Raw genomic sequence first — 23,709 nt, 5'->3', positions numbered from 1 at the left:
AGCACCATGAGGAGACCATGATTCGGCGTTCCCACCAGGCCCTGACGACCGCCCTGCTGCTGACCCTGAGTGCCTTCGCGCAGGCCGCTCCGCCACCGGCCGCGAGCTTTTTCAATGACCCCGACATCGCCGAAGCCGTGTTGTCGCCCTCGGGCAAGCGGCTCGCCATCACATCAGCCAAGGGCGCAGCCCGCGTCGGCCTGGTCGTGATGGACCTGGCGCCTGGCGGCCCGCTGAAACGCGTCGTGGGCTCGCAGAGTTCGGATGTGGTGCAGGTGCGCTGGGCCAACGAGGAGCGCCTGCTGTTCAGCCTGACCGACCTCGGCGAGGCCAGCGGCAGCCACCACCGCGCGCCGGGCTTGTTCGCCGTGAATGTCGACGGCTCGCGCATGCGCATGCTGGTGCGCCAAACGCACAACTTCATCAACACCGATAGCAGCCACACTGACAGCCTGAGCTGGAACCACCGCCTGCTGCTGGTGCCCGAACTGCGGCCAGGCGAGGCCAACGACCGCGTGCTGCTCGCCGAAACCGGCGGCATCGGGGGCATCTACGCGGAGAACCCGGTCTGGCTCAACGTCAACACCGGTGCAACGCACGCCTACGCCACGACCGCCCCCGCCAGCAGCTATCGCTGGGTGGTGAACCGCCAGGGCAAAGCCTGGGCGACGCTGACGGTACGCAACGACCGGGTGCAGGCCCACTGGCTGCCACCGAACCAGACCGGCTGGGTACAGCTCTACGACACGACCGTGATCGACCAGCCCTTCACGATCGAGGGCGTCGGCGATGACGGCACGCTGTACGTCAGCCATGTGCCGCCGGGCGCCGCGCAGCGCGTGCTGGCACGCTACGACCCGCAGACGCGGGCGCCATCGACCACCCCCCTGGTGCGCGCGCCAGGCTTCGACTTCAGCGGTCACCTCCTCAGCGAGGGCGGTGTGCTGCTCGGCGTGCGCACGCTGGTCGACAGCCACACCACCGTCTGGCTGGACGAGCGCATGAAGAAGTTCCAGGCACAGGTGGACCGCTTGCTCGCCGGCAAGCTCAACCACATCGACTGCCGCCGCTGCGGCCAGCCGGACATGGTGGCGCTCGTGCACTCGTACAGCGACCGCGACCCCGGCAAGCTGTGGCTCTACCAGGCCCGGCCCGGCGACGGCGAGAGCCGCTGGCGCGCCATCGGCCGCCTGCGCGAGGACATCGACCCGGCGACGATGGCCAGTCTGGACCTGCAGTCCATCCAGGCCCGCGACGGCCGCGAGCTGCCCGTGTGGATCACGCGCCCCGAGGGCGCCACGGGGCCGCTGCCCGCGGTCGTGCTGGTGCACGGCGGCCCGTGGGTGCGCGGCGTGGTGTGGCAGTGGAACGCCTGGGCGCAGTTCCTCGCCTCGCGCGGCTACGTGGTCATCGAACCGGAGTTCCGTGGCAGCGACGGCTACGGCGAAGCCCACTTCCGCGCCGGCTTCAAGCAGTGGGGCCAGGCCATGCAGGACGACGTGACGGACACCCTCAAATGGGCGCAGCAGCAGGGTCTGGCCAGCGATCGAGCCTGCATCGTGGGCGCGAGCTATGGCGGCTACGCCGCGCTGATGGGCCTGGCCAGAGACCCTGAGCTCTACCGCTGCGGCATTGCCTCGCTGGCGATTTCGGATCTGGCGCTGATGACGAACGGCTCGTGGTGGGTGACCGATGACGGCGCCGTCGCGCGCCGGCTGACCCTGCCCGAGCTGGTGGGCGACCCTGTCAAGGATGCCGCCATGCTCGCTGCGAACTCTCCCGTGAAGCTGGCCGAGCGCATGAAGGCGCCGCTGCTGCTGGCCTATGGCGAGCTGGACCAGCGCGTCCCGCTCGCCCATGGCACGCGCATGCGCGACGCCCTCATCGCCGCCGGCCGGCCGCCCGAGTGGGTCAGCTACCCCGGCGAAGGCCATGGTTGGAGCAAGCCCGCGCACCGGCTGGACTTTGCCCGCCGCGTCGAGACCTTCCTGGCCCGCCACCTGGCCCCGCCCCCGCAAAACAGCGGCCCGGCGCCGGGCACGACCGCCCCAGCTCGCTGACACCTGGCCGTATGCTCCCGCTCCGCCCACAAGGCTGTGACGAGGAGAAGCGATTGAAGACAGTGTTCCGCTGGGCGGCCTGTGTGACCGTTGTGCTGCTGGCTGCCGGTGCCCAGGCCGCGCCGCCTCCCGCCGAGGTGTTCTTCCGCGAACCCGACATCGTCGACGCTCGCCTGTCGCCCAGCGGGCGCTGGCTGGCCATCACCGGCACGCTGGGCGCCGAACGGGCCGGCCTGGTGGTGTTCGACGTCATCAACGGCGGCCAGCCGCGGCGGGTGGTGCAGTTCGAGGACGGTGACGTCACCAACGTGCACTGGGTCAACGACGGGCGGCTGGTGTTCAGCGCGGTGGACTTCTCGCAGGGCAGCGGCCGCGGCCGCGGCGCCGGGGGCCTGTTCGCCGTCAATGCCGACGGCACCAAGCGCCTGCAGCTGGTGCGCCGGCTGAACACCCGCACCGTCCGCGACCCGGCCACGGGCGGACTGCTGGACTGGAACCACCGCCTGCTCAGCACGCTGCGCTCGCGCGACGGCGTCGGCAGCGAGGAGGTGCTGGTGGGCCGTGTGACCGTCAACGACGAGCGCACGCTGACGCCGCTGTGGCTGAACACCCTGACCGGCCGCACGCGCAGCGCGGACTTCAAGGTGCCGGCCGGCACCGTCGACCTGCTGACCGACCCGCGGGGCGAGGCGCGCGTGGCCGTCGCGCGGCGCGATGACCGCATCAGTGCCGCCTGGCGCGCGCCCGGCAGCGAGGACTGGCAGCCGCTGTTCGAGGCCGCGCTGGGCCAGGCCCCCTTCACGCCGTTCGGCGTGGACAGTGCCGGCACGCTCTACGTGACGCAGTCCCGTGGCCAGGACGGCCAGCGCGTGCTGGCGCGCTATGACTTCACGCGCCGCGCGCCCGAGGAGCAGCCGCTGGTCGTCACGCCGGGCTTCGACTTCACGGGCCAGTTGATGACGCTGAACGACGGCCAGCTGCGCGGCGTGCGCGTGGTGACCGAGGCCGAAACCACCGTGTGGCTGACCGACGCCATGAAAGCGCTGCAGGAGCAGGTGGACGGCCTGCTGCCCGGACGCGTCAACCGCGTCACCTGCCGGCAGTGCGACCGCCCCGAGATGGTGGTGCTGGTGCACTCCTACAGCGACCGCGAGCCCGGCGAGTGGTGGGTGCATCGCGGCCCGCTGGACGGCGGCAAGGGCTGGCGCAAGGTGGGCCGCGCGCGCGAGGCCGTCAAGGCCGAGGACATGGCGGCGATGGCCTTCCAGCGCATCACCGCCCGCGATGGGCGCGACCTGCCGGTGTGGGTGACCCGCAGCCCCGCCGCCAAGGGGCCGCTGCCGGCCGTGGTGCTGGTGCACGGCGGCCCGTGGTCGCGCGGCAACATCTGGGGCTGGCATGCCCAGGCGCAGTTCCTCGCCTCGCTCGGTTACGTGGTCATCGAGCCGGAGTTCCGCGGCAGCACCGGCTACGGCGAGGCGCACATGAAGGCCGGCTTCCGCCAGTGGGGCCAGGCCATGCAGGACGACGTGGCCGACGCGCTGCGCTGGGCGCAGAAACAGGGCCTGGCCAGCGACAAGGCCTGCATTGCCGGTGCGAGCTACGGCGGCTACAGCACCTTGATGGGCCTGGTGCGCGACCCGGCGCTGTACCGCTGCGGCGTGGCCTGGCTGGCCGTGACCGACCTGGAGCTGCTGGTGAACGGCTCCTTCTGGGTGGACGACGACGCACACCTGATGCGGCGCTACCGCATGTCCGAACTGGTGGCCGACGGCAAGGCCGACGCGGGGATGATCCTGGCCAACTCCCCCGTGCTCCAGGCAGCCCGCCTCAAGGCGCCGCTGCTGCTGGCTTTCGGCGAGGAAGACCGCCGCGTGCCGCTGGCCCACGGCAAGCGCCTGCGCGAGGCCCTGCAGGCGGCCGGCAACGAGCCCCAGTGGGTGACCTACCCGGGCGAAGGCCACGGCCTTGCCGTGCTGAAGAACGAGGTGGACTTCGCCGAGCGCATGGCGGCCTTCCTGGCACAGCACCTCGCACCGGCCGGCTCCGCCCAAGCACGGTGAGTATTGCCAGGCTGGGCCGGCGGCGCACCCGCTGGCGGCCCTAAGCTGCGCGCGCTGCCGCCAGAGCAGCGGGAGGACTCATGACATCCATCGTCAGACGCTGGGCCGGCGCCATCGCCGGCCTGCTTTGCTGCGCGGCCGTGCAGGCCGCGCAGCCGCCGGCCGAGGTGTACTTCAAGGACGCAGACATTGCCGAGGCCAGCCTGTCGCCCTCGGGCCGCCTGCTGGCCATCACCACCGCCCGCGGGCTGACGCGCGTGGGGCTGGCGGTGGTGGACCTGAACAGCGGCCGCATCATGCGCACCGCCCAGTTTGCTGACGGCGATATCGTGCAGGCCCGCTGGGTGAACGACGGCCGCCTGCTCTTCGGTGTGCAGGATCTGTCAGAGGGCAGCGGCCGCCCCAACGGGGCGCCAGGTCTGTATGCCGTCAACGTGGACGGCAGCGAACTGCGCCAGCTGGTGCGCCGCATGGGCCGGCCCATCGTCAGCGACGGCTCCGGCCGCCACGAGCGCCTGCTGGACTGGAACCACCGGCTGCTGCGCGTGCCCGCAACCCACGACGCCGCGGCCGGCGATGAGGTGCTCATCGCCCACATCAGCACCGGCGACGACCGCACCGCCACGCCGCTGTGGCTGAACACGCGCACCGGCCGCACACGCAGCCTCGATGCACAGGCACCGGCCCATGTCGTCGACTGGCTGACCGACAGCCGCGGCGAGCTGCGCGTGGCGCTGACGCAGCACGCCGGCCGGCGCGCCGCCTACTGGCGCGGCCCCGGCCAGCAGGCCTGGCGCCGGCTGTACGAGAGTGGCCTGTTCGAGGTGCCGTTCAACGTGCACTCGGTGGACGATGCCGGCCAGCTGTACGTGCTGCGCAGCCCGGCCCAGGGGCGCGAGTCGGTGCTGGCCCGCTATGACTTCGAGCGCGGCGCGCCGGAGCAGCAGGCGATGGTCGAGGCCCCGGGCTTCAGCTTTACCGGTCGGCTGCTCAGTGACGCCGGCGGCCCGGCGCTCGGCGTGCGGCTGATCATCGATGGCGAAACGACCGTGTGGTTCCACGACGCGATGAAGACGCTGCAGGCCCAGGCCGATGCGCGCCTGCCGGGCCGCATCAACCGCATCGACTGCCGGCGCTGCGGCGAGGCCGACATGAGTGCGCTGGTGCGCAGCTTCAGCGATCGCGACCCCGGCCAAATCTGGCTCTACCAGGCCCAGCCGCCTGCCGGTGAAGCCACCTGGCGCGCGGTGGGCAAAGTGCGCAACGACGTGAAGCCGTCGGAGATGGCGCTGATGGACTTCCACCGCATCCGCGCCCGCGACGGGCGCGACCTGCCGGTGTGGGTCACCCGCAGCCCACAGGCGCAGGGCCCGCTACCCGCCGTCGTGCTGGTGCATGGCGGGCCCTGGGTGCGCGGCAACGTGTGGGGTTGGCATGCATGGGGGCAGTTCCTGGCGTCGCGCGGCTACGTCGTCATCGAGCCGGAGTTCCGCGGCAGCACCGGCTATGGCCATGCGCACTACCGCGCCGGCTTCAAGCAGTGGGGCCAGGCCATGCAGGACGACGTGGCCGACGCACTGCTGTGGGCCCGGCAGCAGGGCCTCGCGAGCGACCGCGCCTGCATCGCCGGCGGCAGCTACGGCGGCTACAGCGCGCTGATGGGCCTGGTGCGCCACCCCGAGCTCTACCGCTGCGCTGTGGCCTGGGTGGCCGTCACCGACCTGGAGCTGCTGCTGAAGGGCTCGTGGTGGGTCAACGACGACACCAGCGGCGAGGCCCGCCGCCACCACCTGCCGGAGACCATCGGCGACCTGGAGAAGGACGCCGCGATGATCATCGCCAACTCACCCGTGCGCCAGGCCGCGCGCATCCAGGCGCCGGTGCTGCTGGCCTTCGGCGAGAACGACCTGCGCGTGCCGCTGGCCCATGGCAAGCGCATGCGCGATGCGCTGCGAGAGGCTGGCCATGAGCCCGAATGGGTGACCTACCCCGGCGAGGGCCATGGCTTCTCGATACTGAAAAACCGCGTGGACTTCGCGACGCGCATGGAGGCCTTCCTGGCCCGCCACCTCAAGCCCTGAGCGGCGTCACTCCCTGAAACCGTTGGAATGCCGCCGCCATTCGGGCGGCTTCCACAGGTGGGCCAAGCGCAGGCCCCACGTCTTCTCGGCGGCCATGTCACGCAACATGGCCCGCCACTCGTGCGCATTCAGCCAGAACAGGTGGTGCGTCGGGAACGGGTGCTCCAGGCCATAGTCCACCGGCTCGCGCTCCGGCTCGAAGGTGCCGAACAGGCGGTCGAACACGATCAGCGTGCCGCCGAAGTTCTTGTCGATGTACTGCGGGTTGCGGCCGTGGTGGGCGCGGTGGTGCGACGGCGTGTTGAAGACGGCCTCGAACCACGCCGGCATGCGGCCCACCCAGGTGGTGTGCACGAAGAACTGGTAGCCCAGGTTCAGCGACAGCGCGAAGAGCACCCAGCGCGGCTCGAAGCCCAGCCACACGGCCGGCAGGTAGAACAGCCAGTTGCCGGCCAGCGGGTAGAACCAGCTTTGCCGCAGCGCGGTGCCGAAGTTCATCTTCTCGGAGCCGTGGTGCACGACATGCGCGCACCAGAACCAGCGGATGCGGTGGCTCGCGCGGTGAAAGCCGTAGTACAGCAACTCCACGAACAGGAACAGGCCGAGGAAGCGCAGCGGCGTCACGTCGACGGTGAACAGCCGGTGGTCGTACACCCAGCCCATGGCCGGCAGCACAAGCACCGTCAGCAGGATCAGGTCGGCCACGAGGTAGCTGCCGCCGCTGTTCAGGCTGTCGATGCTGTCCCGCAGCTCGAACACGCCGGTCCTGCGAAAGCGCCAGGCCTCGCAGGCAATGGCGATCATGAACAGCGGCGACAGTACCAGCAGCGTCAGGTCGCGCCAGTCGAAGTGGCGTTGATAGAGATCGAGCACCCAGTCCATGCCGCGATATTGGCGCCAAACGCGCCCGGCTTCTTGACGGCAAACCCCGGGTTTTTGACAGATCGCGCCAGGCCTGGGGTGATCCCGCAGCGGCAGCCGGGCAGGCACACGGGATGATGCCAGCCCCATGGATGACACCCGCGTCGCCGCCAGCTATGTCCAGTTGCTCTTTGAGCACGTGGCGGCGCAGGGCCGTGCGGGCGCGCTGGGCGAGCCGCCCTCGCCTGCCCAGGGCTTCGTCGCCCTCAAGCGCTGGCAGGCGCTGCTGCAGCAGGCCCGTGACCTGGACGCCGGCCCCAAAGCCACGTTCACGCTGCGGCTGGCGCGCGGCATTGCGCCGCGACACTTCGGCATCGTCGGCTTCGCGGCGCTGGCCTGCAGCACGCTGGCCGAGGCGCTGCAGCGGCTGGAGCGCCACCACCGCGCGATCTACGACGTCAACCTCGCCCAGGTGCACCCCTGTGCCGAGGGGCTGTGCATCGAATGGGGCGTGGCGCGCGGCCGGCCCGGCGCGCTGGTGGACGAGACCGCCATCGCCGCGCTGATGCAGCTGACGCGCGAGTTCACCGGCCGGCCGGTGCGCGCGCTGGCGGTGGACTTCGTCAACCCGCGGCCGGCCGACGTGCGCCCCTATGAAGACTTCTTCGGCGGCCCGGTGCGCTTCGGCCAGCCCAGCACGCGCGTCGTGCTGGCGGCAAGCGACCTCGCGTTGCCGCTGCGCGGCGCCGATGCCGCGCTGCTGGCGCTGCTGGACGCGCAGGCCGAACGGCTGCTGCAGGAGGTGGCGGCCGTGACCGGGCCGCTGGCCGTGTGGCGCCAGGCGCTGGTGGGGCTGATCCGCAGCGGCCGCACCCAGCTGGCCGACCTGGCCGACAGCCTGCAGATGAGCCCGCGCAGCCTGCAGCGGCGCCTCGCCGAGCAGGGCATCAGCTTCCAGGCCCTGCTGGGCCAGACGCGCCAGCAGCTGGCCGAGGCCTATCTGCGCGACACCAGCGTGGAGCTCGCCGAGGTGGCGCTGCTGCTGGGCTATTCCGAACAAAGCGCCTTCACGCGCGCCTTCCGGCAATGGACCGGCCAGGCACCGCTGCAATGGCGCCGGCAGCAGGCGGGATGACGCCGGCACCTGCCAGCGTCGTCATCGACGGCGCGCCTGCCCACGGCCGTTACGCGGGTCGCATCGCGGCCATCGACTGGGCGGGCCTGCAGCCCCGGCCCGGCCGCCTGTGGCGCCGGCTACACCACAAGCGCTGGCAATACGTGGGCCTGGGCAACGAGGCCGTGTTCATCGGCGTCGCCATCGTCGATGTCGGCTGGGCCGTCAGTGCGTTCGCCTACCTGTTCGACCGCCAGACCCGCACGCTGCAGGCCGACTGGAGCCAGGACGGCCTGCCCGGCCTGCAGGCCCACGTGGGCGACGCGCCGCTGACCGGTGCCGACGCGTGGTTCCGCGGCCCCGGCGCGCGGCTGTCACTGCGCGAGGCCGGCGGGCGGCTGGGGCTGCAGGTCGCCACGCGCGCGCTGCATGTCGACGCCGAGCTGGACCTCACCGCCATGGCGCCGCCGCTGCTGGCCATCGCCCCCATCGCGGGTGGCCTGGCCCACGCAACGCAGAAGACCACGGCCCTGCCCGTGCGCGGCTGGGCCGAGGCAGCCGGGCAACGCTTCGCGCTGGACGGCGCCTGGGCCGCCGTCGACGCGTCCAACGGCCTGCTGGCGCGCGACACCGCCTGGCGCTGGGCCAGCGCACACGGGCCGGACGTGGGCTTCAACCTGCAGCAGGGCTATTTGGGTCAGCAGGAAAACGTGCTGTGGCTGGCAGGCGCGCCGATCGCGCTGGGCGCGGCGCAATTCGAGTTCGACGCCACCCGGCCGCTGGCGCCATGGCGCGTGCGCACCGACGACGGCCTGCTGGACCTGATGTTCACGCCGGAAGGCGCTCGCGCCGCCAACAAGAACCTGGGCTTTGCCGCGAGCCGCTATGTGCAGCCAGTGGGCACCTTCGCGGGGGAAGTGCGCACGGCCCCGCGGGCGCTACCGCGGCGCATCAACGGCCTGCTCGGCGTGACCGAGGACCACGCCTCGCGCTGGTGACACGGCCGGGCCACGCTTCTTCAGCCACAGGTACAGGCCACTGCCCAGCACGACGATGGTGGCGATGTCCAGCAGCGCCCACAGGATCTTCATCGGCATGCCGCCGTAGTCGCCGAAGTGCAGCGGCTGCGAGATCAGCAGCGCGTCCAGGTACCAGGGCAGCTCCGGCGCGGCCGTGACCTGCGCGGTGCGCGCGTCGACCAGCACCGGCAGCAGCAGCTTGGACGTGAGTGGCGTATTGCCCCGCATGAAGAACGTGGTGTGGTGCGGACTGGAGAACGACGTGCCGGGAAAGGCCACGAAGAACAGCTGCTTGCCCGGCGCCGCGGTCTGTGCGGCCTCCAGCGCGCGCTGCAGCGGCGCGCGCTCCGCTTCGGGCACCAGCGGCTGGCCCTGGTAGGGCTTCACCAGCTCGCCGACATGCTCGTACTGCCAGTACTTGATCAACAGGTCGGCCCAGGTGTTGATGACGCCCGTCGCGCCGACGACGAAGCACCACACCAGCGTGACGATGCCGATCAGGTTGTGCAGGTCCAGCCAACGGGTGCGTGCGGCACGCGCGTGGCGCACCGTGCCGAAGTCCAGCTTGCGCATGAAGGGCGCATACAGCACCACGCCTGACACCAGGGCGACCAGCAGCAGCAGGCCCATGAAGCCCAGGAACAGCTTGCCCGGCAGGCCGGCAAACAGGTCCACGTGCAGGCGCAGCATCAGGTCCATGAAACCCTCGCCGACCTTGTACTCACCGACGACCTGTGCCGTGCGTCCGTCCACCATCACGGATTTGTAGTCATCGGTCGGTGCGGGCGTGGGCGTCAGCGTCGCCCACCAGAGCCGCTCGTCATCGTCGGACTTGCCCATGAACTGCACGATGCGGTTCGGGTACGTCGCACGCGCAGCGGCCATCACGTCGTCGGCGGAGGCCAGCTGCCGGTCCTGCGCGGCGGGCAGCTCCGGCGCCTCGATTTCCGTGCCCAGCAAATGGCCGATCTCGTGGTGAAAGATCAGCGGCAGGCCCGTGAGGCACAGCAGCAGCATGAAGAGCGTGCAAACGAGGCTGCTCCACTTGTGCAGCCAAGTCCAGATTCGGAGCGAGCGCGCGGTGAGGCTCATGGCGACCTCAGAGCTTGTAGTCCAGGGTCACCGACACATTGCGCGGCTCACCGTAGATGGCGCCGTAGGCCAGACCGCCGATGTACTTCTTGTCGAAGACGTTGTTGACGTTCAGGCGTAGCGTGGCGGCCGGAGACAGCTCGTACGCAGCAAAGGCATTGGCCACCAGGTAGGCGTCCTGCTTGGCGCTGCCCACCTTGCGGACGTCGGACTGCCAGCGTCCGCCCAGGCCCAGGCGCAGGGCCGGCAGTGCGGGGACACGGCTGTCGACACGGACGTTGACGGTATTGCGGGGCACCCACTCGTAGATGTCCTGACCGTCGGGGCCGGTGAGCTTGAGATGGGTGTAGCCCAGGGTGAGCTTGGCGTCCTTGCCCAGCCGGCCTGTCGCCTCGGCCTCGACGCCGCGCGACTTCACGTCCTTGCCCTCGTACCAGGACTGGCCATCGAGCGAGGTGCCGGTGCCACCGATCACGCCGCCGTAGGTCGCCAGGCCTTGCTGTTTCGCCGTGAACACGGCGAAGGTGGTCAGCAGCGCGCGGTCCAGCCATTCGGCTTTCACGCCCGCCTCGGCGTTCAAGCCCTGCATCGGCGCGAGGTACTCGCCCTGCTTGTCGGTCTGATCCTGGTTCTGGAAGATGTCCGAGTAGGACACATAGCCCGTGACGGCCGGCGTGAAGGCGTAGGTCAGGCCGACATACGGGCTGACCTCCCGGGTGTCGGGGTAGACGGTGTTGGTCGCCGCGTTGCCGTAGATGGAGGCGCCACTGCGCGCCAGGCGCACGGCATTGACGCCGAGAATGCCCTTGAGCTGCTCGGTCAGGCCGATCTGCGAGGCGGCATAGAAGCGCGTCAGCTTCTGCTCGCCACGGGTGCTGGGCTGGCGCGTGCCCCAGGTGGGCTCGGTGTAGACGTCGCCGCCATAGGGGAAGGCCGGCAGCGCGTCGCCCATGTGGCTCTGCACCGCGAAGGTGTCGACGGCCGTCTTCTCCCGCGACTGGCTCAGGCCCAGCAGCAGCCGGTGCTGGCGGCCAAAGGCCGTGAAGTTGCCGCTCAGGTTGGCGTCCAGCACCCGGTGGTCGGTGTCACCCTCGCTGCGGTAGGGCCAGCCGACGAGGCCGGTGTTGTCGGCCTTGAGCACGCCGGTGGGCGAGTAGGCGTAAAGCAGCCGCGTCGACTCGTCGCCGTGGCGCGTGTTGTAGGTCAGCTTGGCCTCCCAGCCCTCGGCGAGTTGGTGGGCGTACTCGATGAAGGCGTTGTAAGAACGGGTGTTCCAGTAGGTCCAGCGCTGCGAGGTGGAGGCGCCCACGGGGAAGTCGGCCTGCGTGCCGTCGGCGCGCAGCAGCGTGAGCGAGCCCCACATCGGCGAGTCCTGCTTGGCGTCGACCGCCGTGATGCCCACCGTCAGCACGCCGTGGCTGCCGATCTGGCCGTCCACCACGCCATAGACCGAGCTGCGCTGGTTGTGCAGATCGCGCAGGTACGAGTCCTTGTCCTCATGCGCCACCACCAGGCGGCCGGCCCAGGCGCCGTCCGCGGTGAGCACCTGGTTGACGTCCAGCGCCGCGCGCTTCTTGCCCCATTGACCCAGGGTGACGTTGAACTCGCTGCTGTCCTGGTTCAGCGGTCGCTTGCGGATGTAGTTGATGGTGCCCGACGCATTGCCCACGCCGGTCAGCAGGCCGTTGGCCCCGCGGATCAGTTCGATGCGGTCGAACAGGAAGGTGTCTTCCCGGCCGACGACGGTGCCCCAGGAGTTGGTCATGCCCAGGCCATCGATCTGGGTCAGCTGGATGTCGAAGCCGCGGGCGTTGAAGGTGGCGCGGTTGGTCTCGTACTGCTCGACGTTGATGCCGGTGGCCAGGCCCAGGGCCTCGTTGCTGCCGGTGAGGCCGAAGTTGGCCATGTCCTCGCGGTCGATGCTGCTGATGGTCTGCGGCGTCTCCTTGACGTCCATCGGCAGGCCCGTGGCGCCCTTGGACACGCGGTTGGCACGCTTGCCTGTCACCACCACGGTTTCCAGGTTGGCGGCCTGCGGCGCATCGGGGCCGGTGGCGGCGATCTGGGCTTGGACGCAAGTGCCGGCGGCAGCCAGTGCGCAGGCGGTCAACAGAAAGGCAGGACGAGTCATCGAGCAGGCAAGGCAGTAACAGTGGAAACGGAAAGGCGTTCAGCGGCGCAGCGAGCACCAAGCGATGACGAGTACCGGCAGGCCCAGCGCCAGCCAGGACCAGGCATCGCCCCAGGTGTCCGACACCAGCGCCGAAACCAGGCCGCTGGCGCTCACGAGGCCCAGAGCCACCGGCCAGCGCCACAACAGCCAGCCCGCATGGCGGCCATCGGGCATCGCGTGATGCAGAGCCCGTGAGCGTGCGTTGTGCGGCATCGCCACCCCTCAAATACAAATGCGAATAATTCTTATTATATGCATGAAACCAAGAAAAACCGCTTTGTCTTGCGATCAAAGCGGTTTGAGGGGCGGATGCGCCGGCCGACGCACCCAACCGGCGTCAGTGACGGCCCTCAATGCACCACGCGCCCGAACGAGAACTCGCCGCCGTCCACATCCACCGGGATCACGTCCTTCGGGCCGAACTTGCCTTCCAGGATGAGCCGGGACAGCGGGTTCTCCACACGCTGCTGGATGGCACGCTTCAGCGGCCGGGCACCGAACACTGGGTCGAAGCCGACCTTGGCGATCTCGTCCAGCGCCGCCTCGGACACATCCAGCTTCATCTCCAGCTTCTCCAGGCGCGCCTCCAGCTGGCGCAGCTGGATCTTGGCAATCGCCTTGATGTTCTCCGCACCCAGCGCATGGAAGATGACCGTCTCGTCGATGCGGTTCAGGAACTCGGGCCGGAAGTGGCTCTTGACCTCACCCCACACCGCGTCGCGGATGACGTCCTCGCCCTGCCCCGCCAGCGCCATGATGTGCTGGCTGCCGAGGTTGGACGTCATCACGATGACGGTGTTCTTGAAGTCCACCGTGCGACCCTGGCCGTCGGTGAGCCGCCCATCGTCCAGCACCTGCAGCAGCACGTTGAACACGTCCGGGTGAGCCTTCTCCACTTCATCGAGCAGCAGCACCGAGTAAGGCTTGCGCCGCACGGCTTCGGTCAGCGTGCCGCCTTCCTCGTAGCCGACATAGCCCGGCGGCGCGCCGATCAGGCGGCTCACCGAGTGCTTCTCCATGAACTCGCTCATGTCGATGCGCACCATGTGGTCTTCGCTGTCGAACAGGAAGCCGGCGAGCGCCTTGCAGAGCTCGGTCTTGCCGACGCCCGTGGGGCCGAGGAACAGGAAGCTGCCCAGCGGCCGGTTCGGGTCGGACAGGCCGGCGCGTGAGCGGCGGATGGCATCGGACACGGCCTGGATGGCCTCGTCCTGGCCCACCACGCGCTCGTGCAGCTTGCCTTCCATCTGCAGCAGCTTCTCGCGCTCGCCCTGCATGAGCTTGGACACCGGAATGCCGGTGGCACGGGCCACGACCTCGGCGATTTCTTCAGCGCCCACCAGCGTGCGCAGCAGCTGCGGCTTGTCGGGGTTGCCAGCCTTGCCCGCCTCCTTGGCCTGGGCCTCCTTGAGCTGCTTCTCCAGCTCGGGCAGGCGGCCGTACTGCAACTCGGCGACCTTGTTGAAGTCACCCTTGCGCTTCAGGTCCTCGATCTGCTGCTTGATGCGGTCGATCTCCTCCTTGACGTGCGCCGAGCCCTGCGCCTGGGCCTTCTCGGCGGTCCAGATTTCTTCCAGGTCGTCGTACTCGCGCTGCAGCTTGAGCAGTTCCTCTTCGATGAGGGCAAAGCGCTTCAGCGAGCCCTCGTCCTTTTCCTTGCGTACGGCCTCGCGCTCGATCTTGAGCTGGATCATGCGGCGGTCGAGCCGGTCCATCGCCTCGGGCTTGGAGTCGATCTCGATCTTGATCTTGGCGGCGGCCTCGTCGATGAGGTCGATGGCCTTGTCGGGCAGGAAGCGGTCGGTGATGTAGCGGTGGCTCAGCTCCGCCGCGGCGACGATGGCCGGGTCGGTGATCTCCACGCCGTGGTGCACCTCGTACTTCTCCTGCAGGCCGCGCAGAATGGCAATCGTCGCCTCCACGCTGGGCTCGTCCACCAGCACCTTCTGGAAGCGGCGCTCCAGGGCAGCGTCCTTCTCCACGTACTTGCGGTACTCGTCCAGCGTGGTGGCGCCGATGCAATGCAGCTCGCCGCGCGCCAGCGCGGGCTTGAGCATGTTGCCGGCGTCGATGGCGCCCTCGGCCTTGCCGGCGCCCACCATGGTGTGGATCTCGTCGATGAACAGGATGGTCTGGCCCTCGTCCTGGGCCACTTCCTTGAGCACGCCCTTCAGGCGCTCCTCGAAGTCGCCGCGGTACTTGGCACCCGCCAGCAGCAGCGCCATGTCCAGCACCAGCACACGCTTGTTCTTCAGCGAATCAGGCACCTCGCCATTGACGATGCGCTGCGCCAGGCCTTCGACGATGGCCGTCTTGCCGACGCCCGGCTCGCCGATCAGCACGGGGTTGTTCTTGCTGCGGCGCTGCAGCACCTGGATGGCGCGGCGGATTTCTTCGTCCCGGCCGATGACCGGGTCCAGCTTGCCCAGGCGGGCGCGCTCGGTCAGGTCCAGCGTGTACTTCTTGAGCGCCTCACGCTGGCCCTCGGCCTCGGCAGAGTCCACTTTGGCGCCGCCGCGCACGGCCTCGATGGCGGCTTCCAGTGCCTTGCGCGTCAGGCCGTGGCCGCGCACGATGCCGGCCAGGTCGGTCTTGGCGTCGGCCAAGGCCAGCAGGAACATCTCGCTGGCAATGAACTGATCACTGCGCTTGCCGGCCTCCTTCTCGGCCGCCTGCAAAAGCGCCACAAGATCGCGGCCGGCCTGCACGGTCTGCCCAGCGCCGCTGACCTGCGGCAGCCCAGCCAGCAGGCCATCCAGTGCTGTCTTCAGCGCGGGCGACTTCACGCCCGCACGCTCCAGCAGCGCACGCGGCCCGTCGTCCTGCGCCAGCATCGCCGACAGCACGTGGACGGGCTCGATGTAGGGGTTGTCACGGGCGATGGCCAGGCTCTGGGCCTCGCCCAGGGCTTCCTGGAAACGGGTGGTGAACTTGTCGGCTCGCATGGGATGGGACCTCCTGTTGCCAAGCCAAGTGGGCGCCTTTCAGCGCTTTTCAAGTTGATTCAGATCAAGCTTTGCATCAGCTTCATGCCCGCCCAAGCCGCCAGCAGCGAGCCCAGCACATGGGCCAGGCCATGGGCCAGCGCCATGCCCAGCTCGCCATGGCGCAGCAGCGCCAGCGACTCCCCCGAGAACGCCGAGAACGTCGTCAGCCCGCCCAGGAAGCCCGTCACCAGCAGCAGCTTCAACAGCTCGTGGGGCTGGCGGCCCAACCATTCCAGCGCCATGCCGATAAGCAGGCCACCCACCAGGTTCACCAGCAGCGTTCCGAGCGGAAAGCCGGCCCAGCGCGCGTTGAACATCAGGCCGGCCTGCCAACGCACCAGCGCCCCCAGCGCAGCACCCAGCGCCACTGCAGCGGCGTTCACGCCGCGTTCCCGGCGGCGATGCCCCAGCGCGCCAGCGCCTCGTCGTCGGCCACTCGAGCGTCCACCCAGTGCGCACCGTCCGGCGTGTGCTCCTTCTTCCAGAACGGCGCCTGCGTCTTCAGGTAGTCCATCAGGAACTCACAGGCCTGGAAGGCCTGGCCGCGGTGGGCGCTGCTCACCAGCACCAGCACGATCTGCTCACGCGCCAGCAGCCGCCCGACGCGGTGGATGACACGCGCGCCGAGGATGTCAAACCGGGCGAACGCCTCGTCCACCATGGCCTCGATGGCCGCCTCGGTCATGCCGGGGTAGTGCTCCAGCTCCATCGCCGAGACGGCCGCGCCGCTGCTGTGCTCCCGCACGGTGCCGACAAAAGCGACGACGGCGCCCACGCCGCCGTTGTGCTGGCGCAGTTGCAAGGTCTCATGACCAAGGTCGAAGTCCTCGGCTTGGATGAATACTCTGGGCATGGCACAGATTCTCACCTCCTCGGTCGGTGAGATTCACGTGTTTGCGACAGGGCGCCCCGACGCGCCGGCCGATACTCGCGGCCAACTTTCATTTCACCGTTCGCAGGAACCGACATGGCCCTGATGGATTTCATCAAGAAACAGTTCATAGACGTCATCCAGTGGACGGAAGACGGCGATGGCACGCTGTCGTGGCGCTTTCCGATGGCCGGCATGGAAATCCAGAACGGCGGCCAGCTCGTCGTGCGCGAGTCGCAGGTCGCCGTCTTCGTCAACGAGGGCCAGGTGGCCGACGTCTTTGGCCCGGGCACCCACAAGCTGACGACGCAGACGCTGCCGGTGCTGACCTATCTGAAGAACTGGGACAAGCTGTTCGAGTCGCCCTTCAAGAGCGACGTCTACTTCTTCAGCACCCGCCAGCAGATCGACCAGCGCTGGGGCACCAGCCAGCCCATCGCCATCCGCGACAAAGACTTCGGTGCCGTGCGCCTGCGCGCCTTCGGCAATTACGCCTACCGCGTCCAGGACGCCAAGACCTTCCACAGCCAGATCTCTGGCACCCGCGAGCGCTACACGGTGCAGGAGCTGGAAGGCCAGCTGCGCGGCCTCATGCTGCAGCACATCAGCGACGCCGTCGCCGGCAGCGGCACGCCCTTCCTGGACCTGGCCGCCAATCAGACCGCGTTCGCCGCCGCCCTCCAGGCCGCCACCGCGCCCGCATTTGCAGCGCTGGGGCTGGAGCTGATCTCGGTGACGATGCAGAACGTGTCGCTGCCGGAGGAGCTGCAGAAGATCCTCGACCAGCGCATCGGCATGGGCATCATCGGCCAGAACATGGGCCAGTTCATGCAGTACCAGGCCGCGCAAGCCCTGCCCGAGATGGCCAAGGGCGCAGCCGGCGGCGGCAGCGGCATCGCAGGCGAAGCCATCGGCCTGGGCGCCGGCGTGGCGCTGGGCCAGACGCTGGCGCAAACACTGGGCCAGGGGCTGGCCGGTGTGGGCGCTGCTGCGCCCGCCCCCGCCCCCACGCGGCCCGACGACATCGTTTCGCTGCTGGAAAAGCTCGGCGACCTCAAGGCCAAGGGCATCCTGACCGACGAGGAATTCGCCGCCAAAAAAGCGGACCTCCTGAAGAAGCTTGGCTGAGTCCCAGCGCCGCTGGCGCGCGAGCTGCCCCAACTGCGGCGCGCCCGTCGAGTTCGCGAGCGCAGCGTCGGCCAGCGCCGTGTGCGGCTTCTGCCGCAGCACGCTGCTGCGCGACGGTGACACGCTGAGCCGCATCGGCCAGAGCGCCGAGATTTTTGACGACTACTCGCCGCTGCAACTGGGTGCCACCGGGCGCTGGATGGGCGCCGGTTTCGCCGTGGTCGGCCGCGTGCAGCGCGGCTCGGAGCTGGGCCACTGGAACGAATGGCATCTGCTGTTCGACGCCGACGGCACGCCCCGCGTGGCCTGGCTCAGCGAGGACAACGGCCAGTTCGTCCTCAGCTTCGAGGCGCCGCTGGACGAGGCGCCGCCGCCATCCCCCCAGGTCGGCCAACCACTGACGCTGGCGGGCCAGCGCTGGCAGGTGGCCGCCGTCATCGAGGCGACTGTGCGCGCCGCCGAGGGCGAGCTGCCGCGCGTGCCGCAGGACGGCGGCGTCGTCGAGCTGCGCAATGAGCGCGACGAGGTGGGCGCGCTGGAGTACCGGCAGGATCTCTCCTTCGTCTGGTCCGTCGGCCGCCCGGTGCAGCTGGCCGAGCTGGCGCTGCAGGGCCTGCGCACGACGGCCGAGGGCGAGTCCATCGCCGAGGCCCGGTTCAAGGGCCGCGCCATCGGCTGCCCCAGCTGCGGCGCGCCGCTGGAGCCCCAGCTCGCGCAGACCAAGAGCATGGTCTGCGCGCAGTGCAACGCCGTTGTCGACCTGCCCGAGGGCGACGCCAAGGCGCTGGGCTTCACCGCGCAGTCGCCAGGCCAGCCGCCGCTGATCCCGCTGGGCCGCAGCGGTTCACTGCCCGACGCCGGCGGCAAGCCGCAAGCCTGGCAGGTCGTGGGCTACCAGGAGCGCTGCGACATCCCCGAGGATGCGGAGGACGAGCAGAGCTTCTGGCGCGAGTACCTGCTGTTCAACCGGCTGGCGGGCTTTGCCTTCCTCGTGGACACGCAGGAGGGCTGGAGCCTGGTGCAGACGCTGACCGGCGCGCCCATCCCGTCGCGCAAGGGCGCCACCTGGAAGGGCCGGCACTACGACCAGCGCTGGACCTACCAGGCCAAGACGACCCATGTGCTGGGCGAGTTCTACTGGCCCGTGCGGCTGGACGACCGCGTGCAGGTGACCGACTTCGCCAGCGCCGACGGCCAGTTCCTGCTGAGCCGGGAACAGCAGGGCCCGGAGGTCACGTGGAGCGCCGGCCGCACGCTGCCCGCCGCAACCGTGCAAAAGGCCTTCGGCCTGGCCACCGCGCCGGCCGCAAGCTTCACGCGCGACGCCGCAGCCTTCAACGCCGGTGGCGCCAAGCTGCTGGTCTATCTGTTCTTGGGGCTGTTCGTGCTGCTCCTGCTGGGCGCGCTGCTGCGCGCCTGCGCCAGCGACGACTGCCAGCAGTACAAGACCAGCTTCGGCGAAAACAGCAACGAATACCGCCAATGCCGTGCCAACACGCGCGGCAGCGGCGTCTACATCCCCAGTGGCGGCAGCTACGGCGGCTACAGCAGCGGTGGCGGCAGCCACAAATAAGACGCACAAGGAGCGCTCACCATGACCCTCGACTGGCTCAAGCCCGAAGTCGTCCTCGGCACGACGATGTACGCCCTCATCGGCGTCGTCATCTTCTGGATCTGCTTCATCGTGGTCGACAAGATCACGCCCTACAAGCTGTGGGAAGAGATCGTCGAACACAAGAACCTGGCGCTGGCCATCGTCGTCGGGGCGATGTGCATCTCCATCGGCAACATCGTCGCTGCGGCGATTCATGGGTGAGCATGACTTCGCCGTGCTGACGGCGAATGCCCATGAAGACTGGACGCTGTTCGCCGTCCGTTTTCACGACAAGCCCGGCGCCGGCGCTCTGCGCCAGCAACTGCTGCAAGCGCACCTCGAATGGGTCGCCGCCCAGCGCAGCATGCTGCGGGTGGCAGGCTCGCTGCGCACATCGCCCGACGCGACGCCAGTGGGCGCGCTGTGGGTCGTTCGCGCACCGGACAAGGCCGCGGTCGAGGCGCTGATCGCCACCGACCCCTTCACCACCGGTGGCCTGCGCGCCGGCTGGGACATCTTCCACTGGAGCAAGGCGCTGCCGGAGCGGGTGTCTTTCTAGCCGACACTCGCGGCCCGTCGCTCTGCACAGGCATGCCATGCACCACGCCCTCCGCCGCCTCGCCCACGCCTTCACGCTGTTCCTGACCGTCGCGCTGCCCGCCGCGGCCGCGGACGCGCCACCCGATGTCGCCGTCTTCGTCGCCCGGCTGGACCTGAAGGCCGGCACGCTCACCGAGCTGCGCAACATCACGCTGACCAAGGGCAGCCACATCCAGCCCGCCTTCACGCCCGACGGTGCGACCGTGGTCTACAGCGCTGGCCACACCGGCAGCTACAACGTCTACCGGCACGAGCTCGCCAGCGGCAGCACAACCGCCGTCACCCGGACGACCGAGAACCTCTACTCGCCCACCCCGCTGCCCGACGGCAGCGGCTTCTCGGCCATCCGCGTGGTCACGGCCGACCCGGCCTACGGCATCGAGATGCACCAGCCCTCGCTGTGGCACTTCGGCTGGGATGGCCAGCCCGTGGCGCCCGTCGTGCCGGTCAAGCGCATCGGCTATCACGCGTGGATCACGCCAGAACTCATCGCCGCCTTCATCGTCGACGACGTGCCGCAGCGCAACCAGCACCGGGCCGTGCTGATCGACCGCCGCAGCGGCCGGCAGACGCTGCTGACCGACAAGCCCGGCCGCGCGCTGGCCCGCACGGCCGATGGCCGACGCGCGCTGTTCGTGGACCAGACCGACCCGCAGCGCTGGCGCATCAGCGCACAAGGCCCCGACGAGGCCACACCTCAGGTGCTGGTGGAGACGCCGCCGCTGCCCGAGGGTGACAAGCCCGCCAACCGGCCGCAGTACTTTGCCCGGCTGCCGGACGGCTCGCTGCTGATGGCGCGCGGCCACCTGTTCCTGCGCTGGGACGGTAAGGCCGGCAGCGGCTTCCAGCCCTTCGCCGACCTGCCCGCGCTGGGCGGCGCCGTGCGCAACATCGCGGCCAGCCCGGACGGCACGCGGCTGGCCGTGTCCGTGACGCTGACGCCGCCCAAGCCTTGAGCGACGCCGCCCCTCCCACCGCCGCCGCGCGCGTCTCGGCCGCCGAGGTGCTGCTGCTCGTCAGCGTGTTCTTCATCGCGGCCTGCGGCCTGGTCTACGAGCTGGCTGCCGGCGCGCTGGCGAGCTACCTGCTCGGCGACTCGGTGCTGCAGTTCTCCACCATCATCGGCGTCTACCTGTTCGCGATGGGGCTGGGCTCGTGGCTGTCCCGCTTCGTGGAGCGGCAGCTGGTGGGCGTGTTCCTGCAGGTGGAGCTGCTGGTGGGCGTCATCGGCGGGCTGATGCCAGCGGCGCTGTTCGCCGTGCACAGCCTGCTGCCGCCGGGCGCCGCCACGCCGTTCCGCGTGCTGCTGTATGCGCTGGTGCTGCTGGTGGGCACGCTGGTGGGGCTGGAGATTCCGCTGGTCATGCGCATCCTCAAGCGCCACTTCAGCGCGCGCTACGGGCTCAAGGACCTGGTGTCGCAGGTGCTGACCTTCGACTACCTCGGCGCGCTGCTCGTGGCGCTGGCCTTCCCGCTGGTGCTGGTGCCGCACCTGGGGCTGGTGCGCACGGGCGTGGTGTTCGGGCTGCTGAACGTGGCCGTCGCGGTGTGGGCGCTGTGGCTGTTCCGGGCCGATGTGCGGGCGCGTGGCGCGATGGGCGCGGCCTGTGCGCTGTCCGCCGGCCTGCTGCTGGCCGCGCTGCTGGGTGCCGAGCGGCTGACGACCTGGGCCGAGGACCGCTTCTACGGCGAGGACATCGTCTTCAAGCAAAGCAGCGCCTACCAGCGCATCGTCGTCACCGAGGGCGCTGGCGGCACCCGGCTGTTCCTGAACGGCAATCTGCAATTCCACTCGCGCGACGAGTACCGGTACCACGAGGCCCTGGTGCAGCCGGCCATGGCCGCGCACGGTGCGCCCAAGCGTGTGCTGGTGCTGGGCGGCGGCGACGGCATGGCCGTGCGCGAGGTGCTGAAGTACGCCAGCGTCGAGCAGGTCACGCTGGTGGAACTGGACCCGCTGATGACGACGCTGTTCCGCGACAACGCCAAACTCGCCGCGCTGAACGGCCAGGCGCTGTCGTCACCGAAGCTGCGCGTCATCAACACCGACGCCTTCGGCTGGCTGGAGCAGCAGACCGAGACCTTCGACATCATCATCATCGACTTCCCCGACCCGTCCAACTTCGCACTGGGCAAGCTCTACACGGCCAGCTTCTACGAGTTCGTGGACCAGCGCCTGAGCGCCGGCGGCTATGCGGTCGTGCAATCCACGTCGCCGCTCATCGCGCGGCGCAGCTTCTGGACGGTCGTGGCCACGCTGGAGTCTGTCGGGCTGACGGCCACGCCCTACCACGCTCATGTGCCGTCCTTTGGCGAATGGGGCTTCATCCTCGCGTCGCGCCGCCCCTTCCGGCTGCCGACGCAGTTCCCACCAGGGCTGCGCTTCATGAGCGCACAGACCCTGCCCACGCTGCTGGACTTCCCGCCCGACATGGCCCGCGTGCCCAGCGAGGTCAACCGCCTGAGCAACCAGGTGCTGGTGCAGACCTTTGAGGAGGAATGGGGAGCGGTGCATTGAGGCGGCGCACGCTGCTGCTCGCGGGCGTGGCGGCCGCCGGCTGCACGCCCGACGCGCCCACGCTGCGAGGCGGCTGGGTCGGCACGCATCCCGAGCGCGGGCATCGGCTGCGCGGCGAGTTGCCGCGCGCCGACGGCCCGCTGCGCCAGACGGGCGTGCTCATCGTCGGCGCCGGCATCGCCGGCCTGGCCTGCGCGCGGGCGCTGAGCCAACGCGGCGTGGACGACATCGCGCTGCTGGACCTGGAGGATCAGGCCGGCGGCAACAGCCGCGCGCACGCACTGGGCGGCGCGCCCTGCCCGCTGGGCGCGCACTACCTGCCGCTGCCCGGCGCGGACGCGCACGAGGTGTCGCAGCTGCTGGCCGAGCTGGGCCTGTCACGCCAGCGCCTGGGCCGCACCGACTGGGACGAGCGCCACCTGTGCCACAGCCCGCAGGAGCGCCTGTTCATCGACGGCGCCTGGCACGAGGGCCTGTTGCCACCGGCCGACGACGCGGCCACGCGCGAGCAGTACCGGCGCTTCGCCGCGCTCGTCGCGCAGGCGCAGCGCAACGCCGGCTTTGCGATGCCGACACGCCGCGCGCGCTGGACACCCGCCCACGCCGCGCTCGACGCACAGACCTTCGCCGCCTGGCTGGACCACCAGGGCCTGCACGACACACGGCTGCGCTGGTACCTGGACTATTGCTGCCGCGACGACTTCGGCGCCAGCGCCGACGGCGTGTCGGCCTGGGCCGGCCTGCACTACTTCGCCAGCCGCCACGGCTTCCATGCGCCAGGCGATGACAGCGCCGAGCGCGAGCCCGTGCTGACCTGGCCCGAGGGCAACGGCTGGCTCAGCCAGCGCATCGCCGAGCCGCTGCGCGACCGCCTGCACCTGGGCCGCAGCGTGCTGCGCGTGACCGAGACGCGCGACGGCATCGAGGCACTGGCCTGGAACGAGGCCGCCCACGCCCCCGAGCGCTGGGCCGCGCGTGCCGTCGTCATGGCGACGCCGCTGTTCGTCAGCGCCCGGCTGCTAGCCGCGCCACCCGCCGCGCTGCGTGCACTGAAGCCCAGCTACGCGCCCTGGCTGACGGCCAATGTGCTGCTGCGCGAGCCCTTGCTGATCCGCCCCGGCCTGCCATCTGCGTGGGACAGCGTGCGCTACGGCACAACAGCGCTGGGCTATGTGAACGCCCGCCACCAGTCGCTGGACCCGACGCCACAGCCGCCGCTGCTGACCGCCTACCTCGCGCTGCCGGCCTCGCAACGCGGCGAGCTGCTGAGCCAGCCATGGCAGCACTGGGCCCAGGTCGTCATCGACGAGCTGGCGCAGACGCACCCCGATCTGCCCGGCCAGGTCGAGCGCATCGACCTGTGCCGCTTCGGCCACGCAATGAGCATCCCGACGCCGGGCCTGCGCGGCTCGGCGGCACTGGCCGCACTGAACGAGGCGAGCGGCCGGGTCGTGTTCGCGCACAGCGACCTGGCGGGGTACTCGGTGTTCGAGGAGGCCTACACGGCCGGCGTCGGCGCGGCGGCGCGGGTCAGGCTCTGAACGCTGG

19 protein-coding genes are annotated in these 23,709 nt (G+C 69.9%); 12 read left to right on the top strand and 7 right to left on the bottom strand.

From position 1 onward, the window contains the following. The first annotated feature begins 17 nt into the window (after window positions 1-17). The 3 genes from NYO99_RS03185 to NYO99_RS03175 all read left to right on the top strand — a co-directional run bounded on the left by NYO99_RS03185 (window position 18) and on the right by NYO99_RS03175 (window position 6,204). Complete coding sequence (locus NYO99_RS03185) at window positions 18-2,060, top strand: alpha/beta hydrolase family protein (protein ID WP_268165649.1); 2,043 nt, start codon at window positions 18-20, stop codon at window positions 2,058-2,060. A 62-nt stretch (window positions 2,061-2,122) separates the two neighbouring features. Then, window positions 2,123-4,123: an alpha/beta hydrolase family protein gene (locus tag NYO99_RS03180; protein ID WP_268166451.1), complete on the top strand. Its 2,001-nt coding sequence runs from the start codon at window positions 2,123-2,125 to the stop codon at window positions 4,121-4,123. 80 nt (window positions 4,124-4,203) lie between these two features. After that, entirely contained in the window at window positions 4,204-6,204 is a 2,001-nt protein-coding gene (locus NYO99_RS03175) for a S9 family peptidase (protein ID WP_268165648.1), read from the top strand. 6 nt (window positions 6,205-6,210) lie between these two features. Here the strand turns inward: NYO99_RS03175 and NYO99_RS03170 are convergent, their stop codons facing one another. Further along, window positions 6,211-7,086 carry a sterol desaturase family protein gene (locus NYO99_RS03170; RefSeq protein ID WP_268165647.1) on the bottom strand — a complete coding sequence of 292 codons (876 nt, stop codon included), beginning with the start codon at window positions 7,084-7,086 and terminating at the stop codon, window positions 6,211-6,213. A gap of 127 nt (window positions 7,087-7,213) precedes the next feature. Between NYO99_RS03170 and NYO99_RS03165 the strand changes: the two genes are divergently transcribed. Next, window positions 7,214-8,200 (top strand): AraC family transcriptional regulator, encoded by a 987-nt coding sequence (locus NYO99_RS03165; RefSeq protein WP_268165646.1) that lies wholly within the window; start codon window positions 7,214-7,216, stop codon window positions 8,198-8,200. Next, complete coding sequence (locus NYO99_RS03160; RefSeq protein WP_268165645.1) at window positions 8,197-9,177, top strand: DUF2804 domain-containing protein; 981 nt, start codon at window positions 8,197-8,199, stop codon at window positions 9,175-9,177. The genes NYO99_RS03165 and NYO99_RS03160 overlap by 4 nt, the downstream gene beginning before the upstream one ends. Here the strand turns inward: NYO99_RS03160 and NYO99_RS03155 are convergent. The 6 genes from NYO99_RS03155 to NYO99_RS03130 all read right to left on the bottom strand — a co-directional run bounded on the left by NYO99_RS03155 (window position 9,118) and on the right by NYO99_RS03130 (window position 16,303). Further along, window positions 9,118-10,290: a PepSY-associated TM helix domain-containing protein gene (locus NYO99_RS03155; protein WP_268165644.1), complete on the bottom strand. Its 1,173-nt coding sequence runs from the start codon at window positions 10,288-10,290 to the stop codon at window positions 9,118-9,120. The genes NYO99_RS03160 and NYO99_RS03155 overlap by 60 nt on opposite strands. Window positions 10,291-10,297: 7 nt before the next feature. After that, window positions 10,298-12,421, bottom strand: coding sequence for a TonB-dependent siderophore receptor (locus tag NYO99_RS03150; protein WP_268165643.1), 2,124 nt, complete (start codon window positions 12,419-12,421; stop codon window positions 10,298-10,300). A 39-nt stretch (window positions 12,422-12,460) separates the two neighbouring features. Next, on the bottom strand, window positions 12,461-12,637 hold the full coding sequence (locus NYO99_RS03145; RefSeq protein WP_268165642.1) for a hypothetical protein: 177 nt from the start codon (window positions 12,635-12,637) through the stop codon (window positions 12,461-12,463). A gap of 176 nt (window positions 12,638-12,813) precedes the next feature. Next, on the bottom strand, window positions 12,814-15,408 hold the full coding sequence (gene clpB, locus NYO99_RS03140; RefSeq protein WP_268165641.1) for an ATP-dependent chaperone ClpB: 2,595 nt from the start codon (window positions 15,406-15,408) through the stop codon (window positions 12,814-12,816). 59 nt (window positions 15,409-15,467) lie between these two features. Further along, entirely contained in the window at window positions 15,468-15,833 is a 366-nt protein-coding gene (gene crcB / locus NYO99_RS03135; RefSeq protein ID WP_268165640.1) for a fluoride efflux transporter CrcB, read from the bottom strand. After that, on the bottom strand, window positions 15,830-16,303 hold the full coding sequence (locus NYO99_RS03130) for a molybdenum cofactor biosynthesis protein MoaE (RefSeq protein WP_268165639.1): 474 nt from the start codon (window positions 16,301-16,303) through the stop codon (window positions 15,830-15,832). Before NYO99_RS03130 ends, crcB begins: the two co-directional genes overlap by 4 nt. 114 nt (window positions 16,304-16,417) lie before the next feature. On the opposite strand from NYO99_RS03130, the gene NYO99_RS03125 reads away from it, so the two are divergent. Genes NYO99_RS03125 through NYO99_RS03095 form a run of 7 tightly spaced genes read left to right on the top strand, consistent with a single transcriptional unit; the run spans window position 16,418 to window position 23,702 of the window. After that, the gene (locus NYO99_RS03125; RefSeq protein ID WP_268165638.1) at window positions 16,418-17,449 is read left to right on the top strand and encodes an SPFH domain-containing protein; all 1,032 of its coding nucleotides are present in this window, start codon (window positions 16,418-16,420) and stop codon (window positions 17,447-17,449) included. Then, window positions 17,442-19,022 carry a DUF4178 domain-containing protein gene (locus tag NYO99_RS03120; protein WP_268165637.1) on the top strand — a complete coding sequence of 527 codons (1,581 nt, stop codon included), beginning with the start codon at window positions 17,442-17,444 and terminating at the stop codon, window positions 19,020-19,022. Before NYO99_RS03125 ends, NYO99_RS03120 begins: the two co-directional genes overlap by 8 nt. A gap of 21 nt (window positions 19,023-19,043) precedes the next feature. After that, window positions 19,044-19,265: a DUF350 domain-containing protein gene (locus tag NYO99_RS03115; RefSeq protein WP_268165636.1), complete on the top strand. Its 222-nt coding sequence runs from the start codon at window positions 19,044-19,046 to the stop codon at window positions 19,263-19,265. Further along, window positions 19,258-19,602, top strand: a complete 345-nt coding sequence (locus NYO99_RS03110) for a YciI family protein (protein ID WP_268165635.1) — start codon at window positions 19,258-19,260, stop codon at window positions 19,600-19,602. The genes NYO99_RS03115 and NYO99_RS03110 overlap by 8 nt, the downstream gene beginning before the upstream one ends. Before the next feature lie 37 nt (window positions 19,603-19,639). Beyond that, entirely contained in the window at window positions 19,640-20,599 is a 960-nt protein-coding gene (locus NYO99_RS03105; RefSeq protein ID WP_268165634.1) for a TolB family protein, read from the top strand. Continuing rightward, entirely contained in the window at window positions 20,596-22,161 is a 1,566-nt protein-coding gene (locus NYO99_RS03100) for a polyamine aminopropyltransferase (protein WP_268165633.1), read from the top strand. The genes NYO99_RS03105 and NYO99_RS03100 overlap by 4 nt, the downstream gene beginning before the upstream one ends. Beyond that, a complete protein-coding gene (locus tag NYO99_RS03095) occupies window positions 22,158-23,702 on the top strand; it encodes a flavin monoamine oxidase family protein (RefSeq protein ID WP_268165632.1) in 1,545 nt (514 codons plus the stop codon). The genes NYO99_RS03100 and NYO99_RS03095 overlap by 4 nt, the downstream gene beginning before the upstream one ends. The last annotated feature ends 7 nt before the right edge of the window (window positions 23,703-23,709 follow it).

Source organism: Roseateles hydrophilus, assembly GCF_026712245.1.
GTDB lineage: Bacteria > Pseudomonadota > Gammaproteobacteria > Burkholderiales > Burkholderiaceae_C > Pelomonas > Pelomonas hydrophilus.
Note: the sequence above shows the minus strand (reverse complement) of the source record. Positions and strands in the feature narration are given on the sequence as shown.

Coding starts and splice junctions, on each gene's coding strand:
- NYO99_RS03185 (WP_268165649.1), top strand. CDS start 18: ATGATTCGGCGTTCCCACCAGGCCCTGACGACCGCCCTGCTGCTGACC.
- NYO99_RS03175 (WP_268165648.1), top strand. CDS start 4,204: ATGACATCCATCGTCAGACGCTGGGCCGGCGCCATCGCCGGCCTGCTT.
- NYO99_RS03170 (WP_268165647.1), bottom strand. CDS start 7,086: ATGGACTGGGTGCTCGATCTCTATCAACGCCACTTCGACTGGCGCGAC.
- NYO99_RS03165 (WP_268165646.1), top strand. CDS start 7,214: ATGGATGACACCCGCGTCGCCGCCAGCTATGTCCAGTTGCTCTTTGAG.
- NYO99_RS03160 (WP_268165645.1), top strand. CDS start 8,197: ATGACGCCGGCACCTGCCAGCGTCGTCATCGACGGCGCGCCTGCCCAC.
- NYO99_RS03155 (WP_268165644.1), bottom strand. CDS start 10,290: ATGAGCCTCACCGCGCGCTCGCTCCGAATCTGGACTTGGCTGCACAAG.
- NYO99_RS03150 (WP_268165643.1), bottom strand. CDS start 12,421: ATGACTCGTCCTGCCTTTCTGTTGACCGCCTGCGCACTGGCTGCCGCC.
- NYO99_RS03145 (WP_268165642.1), bottom strand. CDS start 12,637: ATGCCCGATGGCCGCCATGCGGGCTGGCTGTTGTGGCGCTGGCCGGTG.
- clpB (WP_268165641.1), bottom strand. CDS start 15,408: ATGCGAGCCGACAAGTTCACCACCCGTTTCCAGGAAGCCCTGGGCGAG.
- NYO99_RS03130 (WP_268165639.1), bottom strand. CDS start 16,303: ATGCCCAGAGTATTCATCCAAGCCGAGGACTTCGACCTTGGTCATGAG.
- NYO99_RS03125 (WP_268165638.1), top strand. CDS start 16,418: ATGGCCCTGATGGATTTCATCAAGAAACAGTTCATAGACGTCATCCAG.
- NYO99_RS03115 (WP_268165636.1), top strand. CDS start 19,044: ATGACCCTCGACTGGCTCAAGCCCGAAGTCGTCCTCGGCACGACGATG.
- NYO99_RS03110 (WP_268165635.1), top strand. CDS start 19,258: ATGGGTGAGCATGACTTCGCCGTGCTGACGGCGAATGCCCATGAAGAC.
- NYO99_RS03105 (WP_268165634.1), top strand. CDS start 19,640: ATGCACCACGCCCTCCGCCGCCTCGCCCACGCCTTCACGCTGTTCCTG.